Source organism: Marinobacter sp. F3R11 (assembly GCF_003318275.1).
Classification (GTDB): Bacteria; Pseudomonadota; Gammaproteobacteria; order Pseudomonadales; family Oleiphilaceae; genus Marinobacter.
Genome location: NZ_QOCH01000015.1, coordinates 920,041 through 938,905, shown reverse-complemented (window position 1 = coordinate 938,905; position 18,865 = coordinate 920,041). Strand labels below are relative to the sequence as shown.

The window sequence follows — 18,865 nt, the reverse complement described above, 5'->3', positions numbered from 1 at the left end:
CATTCTGGCGTTTGTGAAAACTGTAAAGTGGACTGACGTTTTAAGGGTGTTTATGCTCTCTTGGGAATCACCTTCGCCATGTTTGTGTAGTAGCTCTTTGCTCGGGTTTAATCAATAACGTGGTTCACGTCAGTTATCGGAAGGCTGAGATCAGCTTGCCTTGGTTGAAACGGGTATTAAAGCGGCCGGAACCTTTTCAAGAAGGTGGCTGGCCAGGGCGACACCGGTTTCGCTCATGGTCAGATAGGCATTGTCGGCGCCGGCTTCGCAAATGCGTTTGGCTTCATCCTCATACATGGTGTGAGCTACGATGTAGCCTGTAAAGCCAAGTTTCCTCAGCATACGGGCAGCAATCAATTTCGCCTCGATATCGCTCATAGCCAGAACGACGGCTTCCAGAGACGGCATGTGCAGCGCTTCCCAGAAGGTGTTGTCTTCAGCATCGGCGTAAACAACATTCCGCCCTTCCGCCTGGTGTCGGGCCACTTTAGGAAGATCGGAATCCAGAGCCATCAACCTCGCTTCCGAAGCTTTTAGCCAGTCATAGGCAGCTGTTCCGGTTCGCCCCATACCCATAACCAGAACACGGGTATCACCAAGGGAAATGGGAAGCTCATCCGGGTGTCGCTGATGACTCTCGAAGCGCACAAGGCGATGGCTCAGCCGCTCGTACAGAGGGTGTGCCAGGCGGTTTATCGGTGCGGAGATCAGAAAGGAGAGTGCCACAGTTATTGCAAGAGGCACCAGCCACTCCGGCAGTGCAATGCTCGCAACGATCAGTCCGAATTCACTGTAGTTGGTCAGGGCCAGTGAAGTCAGAAAACCGCTACGGGCCCGCAGACGGAACAACAGCATCAGGAAGAAAAACAGAATGCCCTTGAGAGGTAAAGCCAGTGCTGCCACGACCGCAAAGATTATAGCGTTGGTGTCCGGCAGACCGCCGATACCAATCTGCAAAAAGAAGCCAACCAGAAAAATTTCTTTCACGCTCCACAGGGATTTTGCCAGTTCCTGGCTGCGGGGATGATTGGCAAGAATAGCTCCGAAAATCAGGGCTCCGAGTTCTGAGCTGAGTCCGACAGTTTCAAAACCCAGGCCTCCTACCACCAATGCCAGCAGCAGGCCGAGAAGAACCAGAAGTTCGTCATGGCCGCTTGCATCCAGAAGCTTGAACAGTAAGGGGCGTAACAGTGGCAGACCAAAAATAATCAGCGCCCATTCTGAGGGTGTCTGGCCCGCAGCGAGGCTCATCACCAGCAAGGCAATCAGATCCTGCATAATCAGGATGCCAATGGCCACACGACCGTGAAAAGCCCGGAGTTCTCGCTTGTTTTCCAGTACCTTTGCAGCCAGTACGGTAGATGAAAATGACAAGGCAACTGCCAGCATGAAGGCAACGTACCAGCTTATGTCCATAAGGAAGTAAAGGCCGGGCGTAAATACAAAGCAGGTGATGGAAAAGTGCAGCAGGCTGCCGCCGATGACTTCCGGGCTTATAACCGATTTGAGTTTAAGCTTGAGCCCGACAGTAAACAGCATCAACAAGACGCCCAGATGAGCGATATGTGCCAGTACGGATGTGGGCTCCGCCGATATGCCGACGGAGGGGCTGGCTGCAAGACCGCTGAGCACAAAACCGGCTGCCAGGTAACCAACCAATGGCGGTAGCCCGATGGCTTTGATCAGCAGGCCGAGGCCAAATGCAAAAGAAATCCAGATAGCTTCAGGCATGAGTGGTTCTTTCAGGGGGAACGAATCATCTTCCGCGTAAGGCTACCTTGTTTTTCCGCATCGTTGAAGCTGATAAGGGCAGAACTTTATGCATGTGAGTATTATCCGGCAGGTGTGGCGTAGGGTTCGGCAAATTCCAGGAAGAGGCGGGCAGACTCTTGCGGGGCCTCAATCATTGGCACATGGCCAATACCTTCCAGTATTTCCAGTCGCGCACCAGGAATGGACTCCAGAAAAACTTCACCGTTGCGGTAGTTCAGTATGCGGTCTTCTTTACCCCAGACTATAAGCACCGGATCTTCTATGCTTTTAATGACGTTGCGGAATTCCGGTTCGAAGCCTGTGTCGCTGATGGCCGCAAAGATGACTTCGTTCACTTCCCGGTTTGCCAGAGCCTGCTCTTCCATAACTTCCGAAACGGGCCAGGGAATAAAAGGCTTTTTCTCAAGTGCAAAATCCATAAGACGTTCAAAATCACCTGGTTTTGAGGGTATCAGCGGGTTGTCCCCCGCTAACACCATATCAACCATCTCGTTTTGATAGTCGAGAATACCTGCCGGATCGAACAATACGGCGGTTTTTATCTGTTCGGGGAAAGTGGCAGCGTAAAGCGCTGTAATCCCGCCGCCCATGGAGTTGCCCATCATATGCATTTCGTTTATGCCGAGTGCTTCAATAATGCGGGCAAGATGGCTGACCTGGTCTTCCAGGTGGTAACCCAGGTTGAGTGGCTTGCTGCTTTCGCCGTGGCCGGGTAGGTCTATGGCATAAATATTAAAGTCATCACTGAGCTCCCGGGCGATACGGGTCCAGTTATCCTTATTGGCGCCAAAGCCGTGAACCAGAACTATAGTGTCGCCATTATTCATCTCTGAATTGCGCAGGTAGGCAATCTTCAGATCGCCTACAGTAATGGTGTCAGCTTCCAGGCCTGCGGCGGAGCGTTCCATGTTCATGGCCGTTTCGTACAGGTCGTTGCGGGAGCATGCGCTAACAAGCAGAGTGATTAAAAGGAGAAAAGCGGCAGTATAGGGAGGCTTTTTCAGCATATGGGTTGATCCTCCATAAAAAAGCCCGGTCAATGGCCGGGCTTTCGTTCAGTGTGTCAGATCACGCCTGTTCGCGTGCAATAGCCCGGTAAGCGATGTCTTTGCGATAAAATGCGCCATCCCAGCGAATTTTTCCAGCAAGTTTGTAAGCCCGTTGCTGGGCTTCTGTTACAGTGTTACCCAGCGCCGTCGCGCAAAGTACCCGCCCACCACTTGTGACCACTTCATTGCCTTCAAGGGCTGTGCCTGCATGGAACGCCTTCTCGCCTTCGGTTTCTGTTTCTGGAAGACCGGAAATGACATCGCCTTTATTATAACTGCCGGGATAGCCTCCTGCAGCCAGAACTATGCCTACAGCAGCGCGCTCGTCCCACTCTGAGTTGCACTGATTCAGCTCACCATCGATGGCGGCCTGACAGAGTCCGACAATATCGGATTTCATCCGCAGCAGGATTGGCTGGGTTTCCGGATCGCCAAAACGACAGTTGAATTCGATCACCTTGGGCGCTCCCGAGGTGTCGATCATCAAGCCTGCATACAGGAACCCCTTGTAGGGATGACCTTCCGCTGCCATGCCGCGCACCGTCGGGTATATGACTTCATCCATGATGCGCTGGTGCACCTCAGGGGTTACTACCGGAGCAGGAGAGTATGCCCCCATACCGCCGGTGTTCGGACCGGTATCACCGTCGCCAACGCGCTTGTGATCCTGGGATGTGGCCATGGGCAGCACATGCTCACCATCAACCATTACGATAAAGCTGGCTTCTTCGCCGTCCAGAAACTCTTCAACGACAACACGGCTGCCGGCCTCTCCAAAGGCGTTGCCAGCAAGCATGTCACGGATAGCGTTTTCGGCTTCCTCAAGGGTCATGGCTACGATAACGCCTTTACCTGCGGCAAGGCCGTCGGCTTTGACAACAATGGGAGCGCCTTGTTCACGAACATAGGCGAGGGCTTCGTCTACGTCGGTGAAGTTGCCATAGCTGGCCGTAGGAATCTTCTGGCGCGCCAGGAAGTCCTTGGTAAACGCTTTGGAACCTTCCAGTTGTGCGGCTCCGGCGCTGGGCCCGAACACGCGCAGACCGCGCTCTTCAAACAGGTCCACAATGCCTGCTACCAGCGGTGCTTCCGGTCCAACGATGGTGAGGCCGACATTATTATCGGCTGCAAATACAGCCAGGCCTTCAAGGTCCAGAACGTCCAGATTAACGTTCTCTACACCCGGTTCGCGTGCAGTACCGGCGTTACCCGGAGCTACAAAAACTGTGTCCGCATCCGGGGACTGGGCCGCTTTCCAGGCCAGAGCGTGTTCGCGTCCGCCACTGCCGATTACCAGAATATTCATATCTTGTTGCCCTATACGTTTACAAGGTGTTGTCTCAGTGCCGGAAATGGCGCATGCCGGTAAATACCATGGCGATGCCATGTTCGTTGGCGGCATCAATGACTTCCTGATCGCGCATGGAGCCGCCGGGCTGTATAACCGCAGTAATGCCGGCTGCTGCGGCAGCATCAATACCATCGCGGAAGGGGAAGAAAGCATCGGAAGCCATCACCGAACCTTTTACTTCCAGGTTCTCATCGGCGGCTTTGATTCCTGCAATCCGGGCACTGTAAACGCGGCTCATCTGGCCAGCACCAACGCCAATCGTGCGGCCTGCGCGGGCATAAACGATGGCATTGGATTTCACGTATTTCGCTACTTCCCAGGCGAACAGCAGATCGTTCAGTTCGTGTTCAGTTGGCTGGCGGGTGGTTACGACTTTAACATCGGACATGGCCACCATGCCCAGATCACGATCCTGTACCAGGAGCCCTCCGGTCACACGCTTGTAGTCCATGGCCGGGGAACGTTCACCACTGAACTCACCGCAGGCCAGCAGTCGTACGTTTTTCTTGGCGGCCACCAGATCTACGGCCTCAGGCGCAATAGTAGGTGCAATGATGACTTCAACAAACTGGCGATCAATGATTGCTTTAGCGGTTTTTGCGTCCAGCTCACGGTTGAAGGCAATAATGCCGCCGAAGGCCGAGGTAGGGTCGGTAGCAAAGGCCAGGTCATAAGCCTGGAGGATATCTGCTCCAATCGCCACGCCGCAGGGGTTGGCATGCTTGACGATAACGCAGGCAGGATCTGCGAAGGGCTTCACGCACTCCAGGGCAGCGTCGGTGTCTGCAACGTTGTTGTAGGACAGTTCTTTACCCTGAAGCTGCTTTGCAGTGGCAATACTGGCTTCTTTGGGGTTGCGCTCGGCGTAAAAGGCTGCGCGCTGGTGCGGATTTTCACCGTAGCGCATGTCCTGTACTTTGACGAACTGGGTATTGAAGGTGCGTGGAAAATCGGCGTTGTCATTATCCGCTGTGCGGCCACCCAGATAGTTGGCGATGGCACCGTCATAGCCGGCGGTGTGCTCGAATGCTTTTACCGCCAGATCAAAACGTGTGCCGTAGCTCAGTTGGCCGTCGTTATCATCCAGTTCTTGCAGGATCCGGCCGTAATCGGAGGCGTTGACCACAATGGCAACGTCGTTGTGATTTTTTGCCGCCGCACGAACCATAGTCGGGCCGCCAATGTCGATGTTTTCGATGGCGGTTGCCAGGTCGCAATCCGGATTGGCAACGGTGGCTTCAAATGGATACAGGTTTACTACAACCATATCAATCGGGGTGATGCCATGCTCATTCATAATGGCATCGTCTGTACCCCGGCGACCCAGAATGCCGCCGTGGATTTTCGGGTGCAGAGTCTTTACCCGGCCATCCATCATTTCCGGAAACCCGGTGTAGTCCGAAACTTCGGTTACGGGAACCTGATGTTCTTTCAGGAGGCGAAAGGTGCCTCCGGTGGAGAGCAGTTCGATACCGCGGGCGGAAAGCGCCTGCCCGAACTCGACGATGCCGGATTTATCACTGACGCTGATCAGTGCGCGACGGATGGGAGTGTTAGCCTGGTTTGCCATGGGGTTACATTCTTCACTTGGGGTGAACGAACGAGGGCCTGGCCAAGGGTGTCCGGGAGGCCCTCATCAAGTCAGGGTGTTTCGATTATAGCAGCCCGTACTGCTTAAGTTTTTTGCGCAGGGTTCCGCGATTCAGTCCGAGCATGGTGGACGCCTTGGTCTGGTTGTTGCGCGTGTACTTCATTACCTGCTCCAACAGAGGTGCTTCCACTTCGGATAATACCAGTTGGTAAACCTCAGTGACGGGAGCTCCGTCAAGTTGGGTGAAGTAGTTTTTCAGTGCTACTTCAACGTTGTCGCGCAGGGTAACGGTGTTGCCGCTGCTGTTCACCGTTTGCAATTGGTGAATATCATCGTTGGCCGGTGTGTTCAGAGTGTTGTTTGCCAAAGTCTCAGCGGTCATGCTGCGAATTCCTCTCCATTTCGTAAACCTGAAAAATACTGTTGAATACTGTCTTTTTGCGCAAGTGATTCATTAAGCGCATTAAAGCGATTACGGAACTGTTTGCCCGGGTCGTGGGACTGCAGATACCAACCCACATGTTTTCTGGCAATACGCACGCCCATGAGCTCTCCGTAAAAGCTGTGCAGGGCGTCCAGGTGTTCGCTCAGAATCTGTTCCACTTCATCAAGTGGAGGCGCCGGAAGGTGCTGGCCGGTTTCGAGGAAATGCAATATTTCCCTGAAAATCCATGGGCTGCCCTGTGCAGCACGACCTATAAGCAGGCCGTCAGCACCGGTATATTCCATAACCCATCGCGCCTTTTCCGGTGATGTGATATCGCCGTTGGCGAAAATCGGAATGCCTACACTGGATTTTACTTCTGCAATGGTGTCGTACTCAGCATCGCCATTGTATTTGTCTGCGCGGGTACGACCATGAATTGCCAGGGCCTGAATGCCGATATCTTCAGCCATGCGTGCGATGGTCAGGGCATTGCGATTGTTCTGATCCCAACCGGTGCGCATTTTCAGGGTAACGGGAACATCAACGGCGTTGACTACTGCGCTCAGTATGTCCCTTACCAGCCTTTCATCTTTCATCAGTGCTGAGCCGGCTGCCTTGTTGCACACTTTTTTGGCCGGACAGCCCATGTTGATGTCAATAATCTGGGCGCCGGATTCTGCGTTTAGCCGGGCCGCATTCGCCAGCATTTCCGGGTCACCGCCAGCGATCTGTACCGATCTTGGTTCTGGCTCCCCGGTATGATTCATGCGGGTTCTGGACTTACGGGTATGCCAGAGTTTGCTGTCTGCTATTACCATTTCCGACACCGCCAGCCCAGCGCCCATTTTCCGGCAGAGCAACCGAAATGGCCGGTCTGTTACACCCGCCATAGGTGCAACTATCAGCGGATTGGGCAGAGTGTACGGCCCGATTTTTGCCATTGGCAACATGGTCTGAATCCGTATCACGGCAGATTAAGCAAAAGTCGGAGTAACGGCGTTGGTCAATAAATGACCGGCGTCAGTTCCGAAGGGCGCTAATGATACCGCCGGGGGCACTGTGATTGAAGGGGCAGTAAGCCGAAAAAACTGATTATTTTTCGTTCTTTCTGGTTGACTTTTGTCCTATCAGGTCACGACCGACGTGCCCGCCGGGTTATTTCCTGCGAGCAATCTCACGGGGCATAGGGTTGAAAGCTTATGTTGTAATTCACGGCATCCCGGCCCGGGTCTCGAATACTTATTGCAATGCGTACCGGAGTCTCTACCGGCATTATGTCCAGCTCTTCACCCTCACCAGCAAGGTATTCCTCTGGTGTGAAAATACTCTGGGCAACGACGTCGCCATTGAGATTGGAGAAAGTGAGAGCAATGGCCGGGAAGGGCTGCTGAAAATCTGCCTGGTTGATGATGACTGCATCGACGACCAGTTGACTGCGGTTTTCCGGATTGGTGCGGACCACCAGCTTGCGGCTCTTGATTGATTCGATATTAATCAGGGGCTTCAGCTCACAGCCGGCAAGCTCACAGCCCTTTTCATAGAAGGGGCGAAGCTCTGGAATTGTCGATAGCCGGTCAAACTGGAACCAGGTCACCTGCGCAACCAGGACACCTACAAGGCCGAGTATGATCAGTGACCAGACGAGGGAGCGTAGCCAACTCCTGTCCTTGGCTCCCACAGAGACGGGGTCGTATCTGAGATCGTCAAACGGAGCGTTTGCTGTGAAAGGCTCATTCTGTTGATGCTCGTTTTCCGGTTCGTCCCCATGTTCGCTTGCAAACGACTCAAATGCGGGGTCGGGTTGTTCATCTACATAAAACCCAGTGGCATCCGCCTGCTCCTGAGGAGGTTCTGATGGTGTTCCGGTGCCGGAGTCTTCAGGTTCGACCGGGAGTTTTTGTTGTGGTTCTGGCCCCGGCTTTGCCTTATCGAACTCGGGCTCAGCAGGAGGCTTTGCAGGCGCGCTGTCTTCATTGAGGATAGCTTCAGCCCAGCTTTCGTCGATGTCGCCGGTAAGGTCGTCGTTGTCTGAACTGCCCAGTGAGGTTGGATCCTGAGCGTCTACGTCACGAAAGCTATCGCTTAATTCTTCCTCTGAAAAAGTCAGCTTTGTGCCGGCGTAAGGGCCTTCTTCTGCATCTTCCTCGGGATTGTCGGCAAAGATGAAATCGTCTTCAATTATGTCGCTGGTGAAGCCGGTGGCGGAACGCTCCCTGGAAGGGTGTTCCGGCCGGCCGGCAGTTCCCGGTGTGTTGTTGCCTGCACGCGGCCCGGTTGCACTGCCCGCCACTTGATGGTCGACCGCGTTGAATACTTCCATGCAGTGGCCGCAGCGCACCTTGCCCTTGGCAATACCAAGTTGCTCATCGGTAACCCTGAACCGGGTACGACATTTTGGGCACTGGGTCTGCAGACTACTTTGGGTCATGCTTCGTTCCTGAAAGCGACTGGACTACGAGTCTGGGAGTTTAGTCGTTAAGACGGCCTTCGTCATCTCTCGTTACGCCGTCCTGTGAGGCGTATCCATTCTTCTCGCTGTTCCGGCTCATCCATAATAAACCAGGGTTCATAGGCGGCCATTACCTCGCGGGCCTGGTTTGACAGAATACCTGAAAGTACCAGATCGCCCCCGGGCTTTGTGAGTGCTGCCAGATGTGGCGCCAGGCCGATCAGAGGCTGCGCGAGTATATTGGCAAGCATGATGTCGGCTTTTGTATCTGGCTCGTTCGCCGGAAGAAACAGATCAAGCCTGGATTCATCGACGTTGTTGCGGCGGGCATTTTCCCGGCTGGCTTCGAGAGCCTGAGGGTCAGTATCTACACCAACAACATGGTTTGCGCCCAGTAACAACGCCGCAAGACCGAGGATGCCCGAGCCGCAGCCGTAGTCGGTAACCTGCTTGCCACTAACATCCTGTCCGTCAAGCCATTCCAGGCACAGGGCAGTAGTTGGGTGTGTCCCGGTGCCAAATGCGAGCCCGGGGTCCAGCATAAGGTTTGCTGCATCGGGATCCGGTGCTTCATGCCAGCTTGGTACTATCCAGAGGCGCTCACCGAATTGCAGTGGGTGAAAATCATCCATCCACGCCCGTTCCCAGTCCTTGTCTTCAACCAGGGTAACGTCAATATCTGCGAGAGTTTTCTGGGTTTGCTGATGCCAGGCGTTGCGTACATCTGAACAAAGCTGATCGATGTCTCTGTCAGATTGAAAGAGCCCGGTGACGGTCGTCTGGCTCCACAGAGGTGTGGTGCCAGGGTCGGGTTCGTAGAGTGGCTGGTCTGCCGCATCTTCCATGGATACGGCATCTGCACCCATCTCCATAAGCAGGTCCTCAAGCTGATCCGCCGTATCGGGATCAGCCGGGATCTGAAGTTGTATCCAGGGCATAGGCTTTCCTGCATTGTGATGCAGGGTGTTAGTCCCGCATCAGTTTCTCAAGGTAGTGGATGGTGAAGTCTACCGTTTTAAAGCCGCCATCGCGTACCAGTTTTCGATGCAGGGGCTGATTGGTTTTAATACCATCGACCAACAGTTCGTCCAAAGCGTTTTTCATTCGCCTACGGGCTATCTGCCGATCGTCGCCCCAGGTGATCAGTTTTGCAATCAGTGAATCATAAAACGGAGGCACCGTGTAGCCACTATAGAGGTGAGAATCCACCCGTACGCCATAACCACCGGGAGCGTGAAAGTGCTTCACTTTGCCTGGGCTGGGTACAAATGTATCCGGGTCTTCCGCATTGATGCGACACTCGATAGCGTGGCCCATGATGTTAATGTCTTCCTGCTTGTACTGGAGCGGGAGACCGCTGGCGATGCGTAGTTGCTCACGAACAATATCTACGCCAGTCACCATTTCAGAGACCGGGTGCTCCACCTGGACGCGCGTGTTCATCTCAATGAAAAAGAACTCGCCGTCCTGATACAGGAACTCAAATGTGCCAGCACCGACATAGCCGATTTCCTTGCATGCATCTACGCAGGCTTTGAGCGTACGCTCGCGGGATTCCGGATTGATGTTCGGGGCCGGAGCTTCCTCTATCACTTTCTGGTTGCGACGCTGCATAGAGCAGTCGCGGTCACCCAGATGGATGCAGTTGCCGTGCATGTCGGCGAGAACCTGCACCTCTACGTGGCGCGGAGCCTCCAGAAATTTCTCCAGATAAACCGTGGGGTCGCCAAACGCATTTCGTGCTTCGGTCTGGGTAATCTGAACACCCTTGAGCAGTGCTGCCTCGGAGTGAACCACCTGCATGCCGCGACCGCCGCCACCTGAGGCAGCTTTGATCATTACCGGGTAGCCGATTTTACGGGCAACTTCCAGAGTGCGCTCTTCGTCATCGGTCAGCGGGCCGTCCGAGCCCGGAACTGTGGGAACTCCGGCGCGAATCATCGCATTAATGGCTGATACTTTGTTGCCCATCAGGCGAATGGTTTCTGCCCTGGGGCCAATGAAGCGGAATCCGCTTTTCTCGACCTGTTCGGCAAAATCAGCATTTTCGGCAAGAAAGCCATACCCTGGGTGGATACCCACGGAATCCGTCACCTCGGCGGCACTGATAATCGCCGGAATATTGAGGTAACTTTCCAGGGGGCTGTTTGGGCCGATACATACAGATTCATCGGCCAGGCGCACGTGCATCAGGTCGCGGTCAACCTGTGAGTGAACCGCTACGGTTTTGATACCGAGCTCTTTGCAGGCACGCAAGATCCGGAGGGCTATTTCACCCCGGTTTGCGATCAGAACTTTTTCTAACATGGCCATGAGTAGCTATCACCGGGTTCAGGAAATGATTAACAGCGGCTGGTCAAACTCTACGGGCTGACCGTTCTCAACCAGGATTTCAGTGACCGTACCGCTCTTGTCTGCCTCGATCTGGTTCATCATTTTCATGGCTTCCACAATGCAGACAACATCGCCGGCTTTAACCTGCTGGCCGATTTCTACGAAAGAATCAGCAGAGGGTGAAGGTGCCCTGTAAAAAGTTCCTACCATCGGGGAGCGCAGCGCATGTCCGTTGTGAACGTCTGGTTGTGCGCTTTCTTCCTGGACGGGGCCCGGGGTTTCAGGAGCCGGGGCAAACTGGGGCTGCGGTGGTGCATAGTGGCTGATGTGCTGGCCGCCAGAAACCTGCTCACGACGTCGGGAGATGCGAACAGAATCATCGCCCTCGTGTATTTCAAGTTCTTCGACGTCAGACTCCTCAAGCAATTCGATCAGTTTCTTGATTTTGCGAATATCCATAGTCAATCCAGTCCCGTTTTGTCAGGTCTATCGGTGAGTTCGTTGCATGGCAGCCTGGAGCGCGAGTTCGTACCCCTGGCTACCCAGTCCGCAGATAACGCCTTCGGCGATATCGGAAAAATAGGAGTGGTGGCGGAAAGCTTCCCGCGCATGCACGTTAGAAAGATGTACTTCTATAAAAGGAATTCCTGAGGCCAGTATGGCATCCCGTAAGGCAACGCTGGTGTGAGTAAAGGCAGCTGGATTGATAATGATAAAATCCACGCCTTCCTCCCGGGCTTCGTGAACCCGGTCAATAAGCTCGTACTCGGCGTTTGACTGCAGATGCAGCAGGTGATGGCCGTTATCTGCTGCCTTTTGTCGTAAGCGCTCGTCAATATCTGCAAGTGTCTCGTGGCCATAGACCTCAGGCTCGCGGGTGCCGAGCATGTTCAGGTTGGGGCCATGGAGCACGAGAATTGTCGACATGGATGCGTCTGCCTTATTTGTCTTTTTTACAGGATCGCCGAATATAACGGCATTTTCCACTAATGGTGTGTGCTTTGTTTCTTCAGATCAACACTTTTTGACAATGTATCCTGTTGTCCGCCGATTGTCACAAGAGGGCAGACAAAGCCGGAACGGGACCCTTTTAAGAATGCTGATCATTGTCGTTATCGGAGGGGAGGACTTCTATACGACGATGGTTTCATACGGGCAGCTCGCTGGAGCTGCCCGGCTCATTACTTCACCTTTCATGTGTCGGCAAGTGTGACGCAGTTGCGGCCGTGTTCTTTGGAAGCATAGAGCGCACGATCCGCCCGCTCCCGCAACGATTGGGACGATTCGTTATCCCAGGCAGCCACACCGCAACTAAAGGTGACATTGAACTCTCTGTCACCCGCAGGCTGCTTCAGCTCAGAGAAGCGTTCGCGGATTTCGTTGAGAACATTGCGGGCGTCACTGGGACGCGTGTCAGGCAGAAGGATTGCGAATTCTTCACCGCCGTAGCGGCCGACATGGTCAGTTTTTCGCAAACGCTGCTTGAGAAACATGGAAAGGCTGCGAAGAACCCGGTCGCCGATAGGGTGCCCGAAGGTGTCGTTCACCTTCTTGAAATAATCAATATCAATCATTGCAAAACACAGGGGCTGGTTTTTCTGTTGTGCCCGGACAATTTCCTGGTCCAGCAGGTACAGCGTATGGGTGTGGTTGTATAGCCCCGTCAGGCTGTCACGTATCATCAGCGCAAGCAGGGAACGTGCGCGCCGGCCACGATTGTGGAGCGTTGAAATCAGGTGCTTGGGATCAATTGGCTTGGTCAGAAAGTCATCGCCGCCCAGGCTCATGGCATGCAACTGCTTGGTGACATCGTCCTCGGCTGAGAGGTAGATAATGGGTACGCTGTGAAATTTGTCCTGCTGGCGGATCACCCGGGCAATCTCCATGCCGGTGCATCCGGGCATGTACATATCGAGCACGATGATTTCCGGGCAAAACATGTCGAGAGCGTTAATGATCTCCATGGGGTCGGTAATAATATGTGCAGTCATGCCCGCACGCTTTAAAACCGTTTCCATGAATTTAGCCTGTGCTCTGGAGTCGTCCAGAACCAGCACGCGATAGGGTTCAACGGTGTTGCCGTGGGTATAGGTTTCGATCTTTTCGATCAGCTGGCCCGGATCAACTGCTGGGTAAAAAAACTCTTCGCCGCCGCAGCGGGAGGCACGCAGACGGGTCTGAATGGTGCCATCCTCATCGCTCATGAAAATAATCGGGATGGGTGTGTCGTGTCGCTCCTGCAGTTGTTCAATAGTAGCGATACCCATATTGGGCTCGCCACCAAAATTCACATCCACAAGTATGGTTTCGGGTTTATGAAGAGCGCAGGCTTCGATCAGTTCCTCAGCGGAATCATAAGCCGAAGCCCGGAAGCCAAAAAACTCAAGCTGGCGAATCAGTCTGTTCGCCATCTCTCCGTTCGCCAACGCGATGTAAACCGGTGTGCGTCGGAATTGATGGGGAGCTTCCGCGTTGCTTTGGTCGGTGCGCCTCAGGGTACTGCGCGCAAGTGCATCGATGGCGTCCTGGAGTTGTTGCCCTGTGGGTTCGTCCAGAGGTTCGTCTTTTGGCCAGCGCTGGACAATCGCGAGAATATTGCTGCCAGCTTCTGCATGGCCTGCCATATCGAAGCGCTGTGCATAACGCACCAGCTTGTCAGCGGCTGAGAGAAGCTCGTCGCGGTGGCTTGTAAAAGAACCATTATTGGTATGGATTTTTTGCCAGGTGTCCAGGACAACTCGTGCCTGGGTTGTTACGCGGCGTGCAAAATGCTGCCTGAGTTTTTCTTTCTGGCTTGCGTCGCTCATTATGCTCCGGCCTGTTTCTTTTAGGTATGGGCCGTCCTTCCTGTGGTATGGACGATTTTGCCAACCTTAGTATGTTTCAGGCGTCTATATTGTTTAGAGTTGTCGGCGTAGGTTGCACTATGTAACCGATTGTCAATTATGCGGTATGTATATGGGCGGCACCATGGGTTACGATCAGTACAGACTATTTGCTCAGCGAATTAACACACAAGGGGCTTAACGTAATATGCCAGGCAAAATCAGACAGTATTTCAGGGACAAAAAGGACGATGCTCAGGATTATGCTGGCAACAGCGGCGTGATCGGCAAGTTTTTAGCGGTTGTTCTGCTGGTATACCTGTTGGTGGCAGTGGTTGTGGGGATGTACTGGAGCAGTGAGCCGGAACCTTTTTCTGTGCGTGAGCATACCAGGGCCGTTGCCAATGAGATGCAAAGAGAGCCGATAACCGGTTTTGCCACGACCGTAACAATGATCCGTATAGCAGAAACCCTTCTGGACAAGCCGGGGGGCTATATTACCAACGATATTTTCCCGCCGGGCCTTTGGCTGGATAATATGCCGAACTGGGAATACGGGGTGCTGGTGCAATTACGTGACCTGTCCCGCGCCATGCGCAAAGATATCAGCCGCTCCCAGAGCCAGTCTGCGGAAGATCCGGACCTGATTATTGCCGAGCCGCAATTCCACTTTGACAGTTCCAGCTGGGCTATCCCCTCGACAGAGGCGGAGTATCGCAGGGGTATCACTGCGTTGAAGCGTTACCTCAACCGCCTTTCCAGCCCCGAGCAGGCAAACGCCCAGTTTTATGCCAGAGCCGATAACCTGGAAAACTGGCTGGGTGATCTGGAAACCCGTCTGGGTAGCCTGTCGCGTACCTTGGGAGAGAGCGTTGGCAAAGCATCTGTTTCAGAGGCGGTGGCCAATGTTGACGCAGACAATCCGCTGAACGAAGAATCCAGTGGAGGTGACATAAAAACTGATTGGACCAAGATTGACGATGTGTTCTACGAAGCCCGGGGCAGTTCCTGGGCGCTGCTGCACATCTTCCGGGCGATTGAAGTGGATTTCCGTAAGGTGCTTCAGGATAAAAATGCCGTCTCCAGCGTTAAGCAGGTAATCATTGAGCTTGAAGGGGCTCAGGGCGACATGTGGAGCCCGGTTATCCTGAACGGCAGTGGGTTTGGTGTTCTGGCAAACCATTCACTGACAATGGCGGCTTACCTTTCCCGTGCGAATGCTGCGATCAGTGATATGCGGGATCTGCTGTCGCGGGGCTGAGGAAGTTCGTTCAGGCATAAAAAAACCGGGCGATGATAGCCCGGTTTTTTTTATGGGCCTGATATGCCCGATCAGCCTTTGTAGGCCTTGATCGATTCAACAATGGCGTTCTTTGCTGCGGCAGCGTTATCCCAACCCTGAACCTTGACCCATTTTCCTGGCTCAAGCGTTTTATAGTTTTCAAAGAAGTGTTGGATCTGATCACGCAGCAATGAAGGCAGATCGTCGATATCTTTCACGTCTTTGTAGGCGTTAGTCAGCTTGTCATGGGGTACGGCGACAAGCTTGGCGTCACCGCCGGCTTCGTCTTCCATGTTCAGGACGCCAACCGGGCGGCAGCGAATCACTGAGCCAGCCTGAATCGGGTATGGAGTAACAACCAGAACATCCAGGGGATCGCCGTCATCAGCCAGTGTGTGAGGGATGAAACCGTAGTTGGCCGGGTAGAACATGGGCGTGGCCATAAAACGGTCAACCAGAAGAGCGCCCATATCCTTATCCAGCTCGTACTTTACAGGAGAGCTGTTTGCCGGAATTTCGATGGCAACGTAGATATCTTCAGGCGGGTTTTTGCCTGCGGGGATGTTGTCGAATTGCATGTGCGATCCTTTTGGTATTGAGATGGGTTTAACTGCGGTTAAAAAGTGGCCGTAATTATACGGGACAATGGTGTGGATCGAAACTAAACGTTGGTCTGTACCTTTATGCAACAGATTGCCGCCATAACAAGGGTCTGCTAGGTTTTGTGCAGGCCGTATGGCATATAGAGCTGGTTCACAAGGGATGTGAGAATCGATTGGGCAAAGGAATGGCTCACTGTGGCTTCCTTCTTTATCGGTACGATTCCTGTCAGTCCCTTTTCCGTTCTCCTTTACTCAATGATCAAGTGTGTTACTACCCCGCTGACAAAGGATGTTGGTTATGCTGGATTCCACAGGCTTACAATTCACCGTGGTGGTAGGTGAGCTGCCCGACGATACATTCAGTGTGTATGAATTCGATATCGCTGAAACACTCTCAGAAGTTTTTACGCTCACTCTTACCGCCTTCAGCAAGGCCAGTCACGTTGCGCCAGCTGACGTGCTGGAGCAAAACGTAACCCTTCGAATCTATCAGGACGGGCTGTTGCTGCGGCAGTTCAGGGGCGTGGTGGCAGAGTTCTGCCGTGGCGCTGCCGGAGATCACCGGACACGATATGAGATGGTGGTCAGCTCCCCCCTCTGGCGCCTCGGCATCGGCCGGAACAGCCGCATATTCCAGCACAAGAATACCGAGTCGATTGTGCGGGTGATGCTGGATGATCATGGGGTTGCGGATACGCGTTTCAATCTGGTCCGGGAGCCGGAGGAGCGGGAATACTGTGTGCAGCACCGAGAGTCCGATCTGGCTTTTCTGAAGCGGTTGGCTGCCGAGGAAGGCTGGCACTTTCGGGTGGAACATGGCGAGGAGCGTTCTGAACTTATCATCGCCGATCATCACCGGGATTCACTGAAACTGGAAAATGCTCCATACAATGCAATGGCCGGAGGGAGCAGCCGGCAAAGCTGCATATACCGGTTTGAAACCACTGAGCGAGTGGGAGTAGCCGGTGTCGCCATGAAAGATTATACCTTTCGCAACCCCGCATACGGGCTCGACCATGTAGAAGTGGCTGCCAACCTGCAGCACCAGCGCCCCGACTACGAACACTACGATTACCCTGGCAGGTACAAACAGGATGCGAGCGGTGAACCTTTCGCCCGGGCCAGGCTTGATGGCCTCAGGCGAAATACGAGCACCGCAAATGGTGAGAGCAACCGTGCCGATTTTACAGCGGGTGCCAGGGTTTCTCTTGAAGACCATTTTGATGAGGCCGCTAATACCGAGTGGCTGCTGACCGGCGTGATACACCACGGAGTTCAGCCTCAGGCTCTGGAAGAAGAAGCTGGAGGCGAACCCACCACTTATCACAATAAGTTTTCTGCTGTGCCGGCGACCGTAAACTGGCGCCCTTCTAACGAAACCTGTCGGCCTGTGATGGATGGCCCCCAAATAGCCAGGGTAACGGGGCCTGCCGGCGAAGAGATCTATTGCGATGACCATGGCAGGGTCAAGGTGAAGTTCCCCTGGGACAGATACGGTACGGATGATGAGCACAGCAGTGCCTGGCTGCGGGTAAGCCAGGGCTGGGCTGGTGGGCAGTATGGCTTTATGGCTTTACCCCGTGTGGGCCATGAGGTGATCGTGAGCTTTCTGGACGGTGACCCGGACCAGCCCATTATTACAGGGCGGACCTATCACGCTACCAATACGCCCCCGTATTCCCTGCCCACAAACCGAACGCGGACCGTGCTCAGAACCCAGACGCACCAGGGTGGTGGGTATAACGAGTTAAGTTTTGAGGACGAGAAGGAAAAGCAACTGGTCTATCTTCGGGCGCAAAAAGACCACGAGCTGGAAGTTTATAACGACCAGAAATATTCGGTCGGAAATGATCGGGAAAAACACATCGGTAATGATCAGCGCCTGAATGTGACGCGCGATGAAGAAATTGAAATCGGGCGCGACCAGAAGACAAACATCGTTCAGGACCAGACTCTGACCGTTGGCCGGGACCGGTTTACCAATATCGGCCGGCACTACCGTTTGGAGGTTACTGATCGTCGCCACGAGTTCAGCCACGCCAACCATGATCTGGAAGTGGGGGGGCACTATACCCAGAAGGTACAAGGGAAAGTGGTGGTTGAGGCGGGAGAAAGCGCACTCATCCATACACGCAACCTGACCCTCACCGGCAGTGAAAGCGTGGTGATCCAGGGGCCGGGCGGGAAAATTACCATAGGTTCCGGCGGAGTAACCGTGGACTCTCCCTCCATCAAGCTGAATGGCCCTGTCGCAGTAGCCACGGGAGCAGCGGCACAGATCAGGACCCTGGAAAGTGCGGCACGGGAAGGAACGCCGTTGGTGGACATTTGTTCCGCATGCGGAGATGGCGCATGAACAACGAACAGCGCCGGACAACCTTGCTGGGTGCAGGCGCTCAGTGGCTGGTATTGGATGCCGCCAGCTGTGCAGAACCGTTATGGTACGCCCGGGGAATGGGTGCCCCACTGCAATCCCTGTTCAGGCAGCAGGATGAAGATCTGGCCGACAGCGGCCCATGGCTGATAAGAGCAGACAGCTATCCCGACCTTGTGGATACCTGTCTGAAGAAAGACCCACTCGGCCACGCCAGCCTTTGGTGTGCCAGCCCTCTTGACCAGAAAACACTGGTTAACCAGCTCAGGGGCAGGGTATACGCCGCACTGCCCAGCGGTGAGACAACCCGCTTTCGCTGGTACGACCCCCGGGTGCTTTTTCCCTATCTTGAAGACTGCACGCAGCAGCGTCGAAACGATTTTCTGGCGCCATTTGATCTGCTGGTTCACGCAGACCTGAACCCGTATAACCACCCGCATCAGCTCCAGATCTGGCAACAGTCAGGCAAAGGCGCGGGCTTCACCAATAGTCCATTAGTATTCACGGAGGAAGTTTGATGGGCATTCCCGTATCCCTGAAAGGACATTACCACGCGTGCCCCATGTTCGCAGGCAATACCCCGCATATTGGCGGGGCTATTAGCGAAGGCGATCAGGGTTTTACCGTAAATGGTGTACCTGTGGCGCTTAAAGGCCACAAATGCAGTTGCAAGGTGGGCGGGCCGGATACCCTGGTGCAGGGATCTCCAGGCCTGACAGTAAACGGAGTTCCCGTTGTGCTTCAGGGAAGTACCACTGCCCATGGGGGAGTGGTGCTGGAAGGCGATCCTGCGGTGACGGTAGGTTGA

17 protein-coding genes are annotated in these 18,865 nt (G+C 54.1%); 4 read left to right on the top strand and 13 right to left on the bottom strand.

Features of this window, described 5'->3' with window-relative positions; all coding sequences use genetic code 11:
* Positions 1-150: 150 nt before the first annotated feature.
* From DS878_RS12755 to DS878_RS12700, 12 genes are all read right to left on the bottom strand, one after another.
* Positions 151-1,731: a cation:proton antiporter family protein gene (locus DS878_RS12755; protein WP_113816305.1), complete on the bottom strand. Its 1,581-nt coding sequence runs from the start codon at positions 1,729-1,731 to the stop codon at positions 151-153.
* Positions 1,732-1,832: 101 nt separating this feature from the next.
* Positions 1,833-2,780 (bottom strand): alpha/beta fold hydrolase, encoded by a 948-nt coding sequence (locus tag DS878_RS12750; RefSeq protein WP_113816304.1) that lies wholly within the window; start codon positions 2,778-2,780, stop codon positions 1,833-1,835.
* 61 nt (positions 2,781-2,841) lie between these two features.
* Positions 2,842-4,128 carry a phosphoribosylamine--glycine ligase gene (gene purD / locus DS878_RS12745; protein ID WP_113816303.1) on the bottom strand — a complete coding sequence of 429 codons (1,287 nt, stop codon included), beginning with the start codon at positions 4,126-4,128 and terminating at the stop codon, positions 2,842-2,844.
* Positions 4,129-4,162: 34 nt separating this feature from the next.
* Positions 4,163-5,743, bottom strand: a complete 1,581-nt coding sequence (gene purH, locus DS878_RS12740; protein ID WP_113816302.1) for a bifunctional phosphoribosylaminoimidazolecarboxamide formyltransferase/IMP cyclohydrolase — start codon at positions 5,741-5,743, stop codon at positions 4,163-4,165.
* 85 nt (positions 5,744-5,828) lie between these two features.
* Positions 5,829-6,146 carry a DNA-binding transcriptional regulator Fis gene (gene fis / locus DS878_RS12735; RefSeq protein ID WP_096780479.1) on the bottom strand — a complete coding sequence of 106 codons (318 nt, stop codon included), beginning with the start codon at positions 6,144-6,146 and terminating at the stop codon, positions 5,829-5,831.
* Positions 6,143-7,141 (bottom strand): tRNA dihydrouridine synthase DusB, encoded by a 999-nt coding sequence (gene dusB / locus DS878_RS12730; protein WP_113816301.1) that lies wholly within the window; start codon positions 7,139-7,141, stop codon positions 6,143-6,145. The genes fis and dusB overlap by 4 nt, the downstream gene beginning before the upstream one ends.
* Before the next feature lie 224 nt (positions 7,142-7,365).
* Positions 7,366-8,619: a DUF3426 domain-containing protein gene (locus DS878_RS12725; RefSeq protein ID WP_113816300.1), complete on the bottom strand. Its 1,254-nt coding sequence runs from the start codon at positions 8,617-8,619 to the stop codon at positions 7,366-7,368.
* 62 nt (positions 8,620-8,681) lie between these two features.
* Complete coding sequence (prmA, locus tag DS878_RS12720) at positions 8,682-9,578, bottom strand: 50S ribosomal protein L11 methyltransferase (protein WP_113816299.1); 897 nt, start codon at positions 9,576-9,578, stop codon at positions 8,682-8,684.
* Positions 9,579-9,606: 28 nt separating this feature from the next.
* Positions 9,607-10,953 carry an acetyl-CoA carboxylase biotin carboxylase subunit gene (accC, locus tag DS878_RS12715; RefSeq protein ID WP_113816298.1) on the bottom strand — a complete coding sequence of 449 codons (1,347 nt, stop codon included), beginning with the start codon at positions 10,951-10,953 and terminating at the stop codon, positions 9,607-9,609.
* 18 nt (positions 10,954-10,971) lie between these two features.
* On the bottom strand, positions 10,972-11,433 hold the full coding sequence (gene accB, locus DS878_RS12710; RefSeq protein ID WP_113816297.1) for an acetyl-CoA carboxylase biotin carboxyl carrier protein: 462 nt from the start codon (positions 11,431-11,433) through the stop codon (positions 10,972-10,974).
* Positions 11,434-11,460: 27 nt separating this feature from the next.
* Positions 11,461-11,901, bottom strand: a complete 441-nt coding sequence (aroQ, locus tag DS878_RS12705) for a type II 3-dehydroquinate dehydratase (protein ID WP_113816296.1) — start codon at positions 11,899-11,901, stop codon at positions 11,461-11,463.
* A gap of 266 nt (positions 11,902-12,167) precedes the next feature.
* Positions 12,168-13,781 carry a diguanylate cyclase gene (locus DS878_RS12700; protein ID WP_113816295.1) on the bottom strand — a complete coding sequence of 538 codons (1,614 nt, stop codon included), beginning with the start codon at positions 13,779-13,781 and terminating at the stop codon, positions 12,168-12,170.
* Positions 13,782-14,007: 226 nt separating this feature from the next.
* Here DS878_RS12700 and DS878_RS12695 point away from each other — a divergent pair, with 226 nt between their 5' ends.
* Positions 14,008-15,060 carry a DUF2333 family protein gene (locus DS878_RS12695; protein WP_113816294.1) on the top strand — a complete coding sequence of 351 codons (1,053 nt, stop codon included), beginning with the start codon at positions 14,008-14,010 and terminating at the stop codon, positions 15,058-15,060.
* A 71-nt stretch (positions 15,061-15,131) separates the two neighbouring features.
* Here the strand turns inward: DS878_RS12695 and ppa are convergent, their stop codons facing one another.
* A complete protein-coding gene (gene ppa / locus DS878_RS12690; protein WP_113816293.1) occupies positions 15,132-15,659 on the bottom strand; it encodes an inorganic diphosphatase in 528 nt (175 codons plus the stop codon).
* Positions 15,660-15,981: 322 nt separating this feature from the next.
* Here ppa and DS878_RS12685 point away from each other — a divergent pair, with 322 nt between their 5' ends.
* From DS878_RS12685 to DS878_RS12675, 3 genes are read left to right on the top strand one after another with little or no spacing between them, the layout of a single operon-like run.
* The gene (locus tag DS878_RS12685; protein WP_113816292.1) at positions 15,982-18,039 is read left to right on the top strand and encodes a type VI secretion system Vgr family protein; all 2,058 of its coding nucleotides are present in this window, start codon (positions 15,982-15,984) and stop codon (positions 18,037-18,039) included.
* Positions 18,036-18,575 (top strand): DUF4123 domain-containing protein, encoded by a 540-nt coding sequence (locus tag DS878_RS12680; RefSeq protein ID WP_187298789.1) that lies wholly within the window; start codon positions 18,036-18,038, stop codon positions 18,573-18,575. The genes DS878_RS12685 and DS878_RS12680 overlap by 4 nt, the downstream gene beginning before the upstream one ends.
* Positions 18,575-18,865 carry a PAAR domain-containing protein gene (locus tag DS878_RS12675; RefSeq protein ID WP_113816290.1) on the top strand — a complete coding sequence of 97 codons (291 nt, stop codon included), beginning with the start codon at positions 18,575-18,577 and terminating at the stop codon, positions 18,863-18,865. Before DS878_RS12680 ends, DS878_RS12675 begins: the two co-directional genes overlap by 1 nt.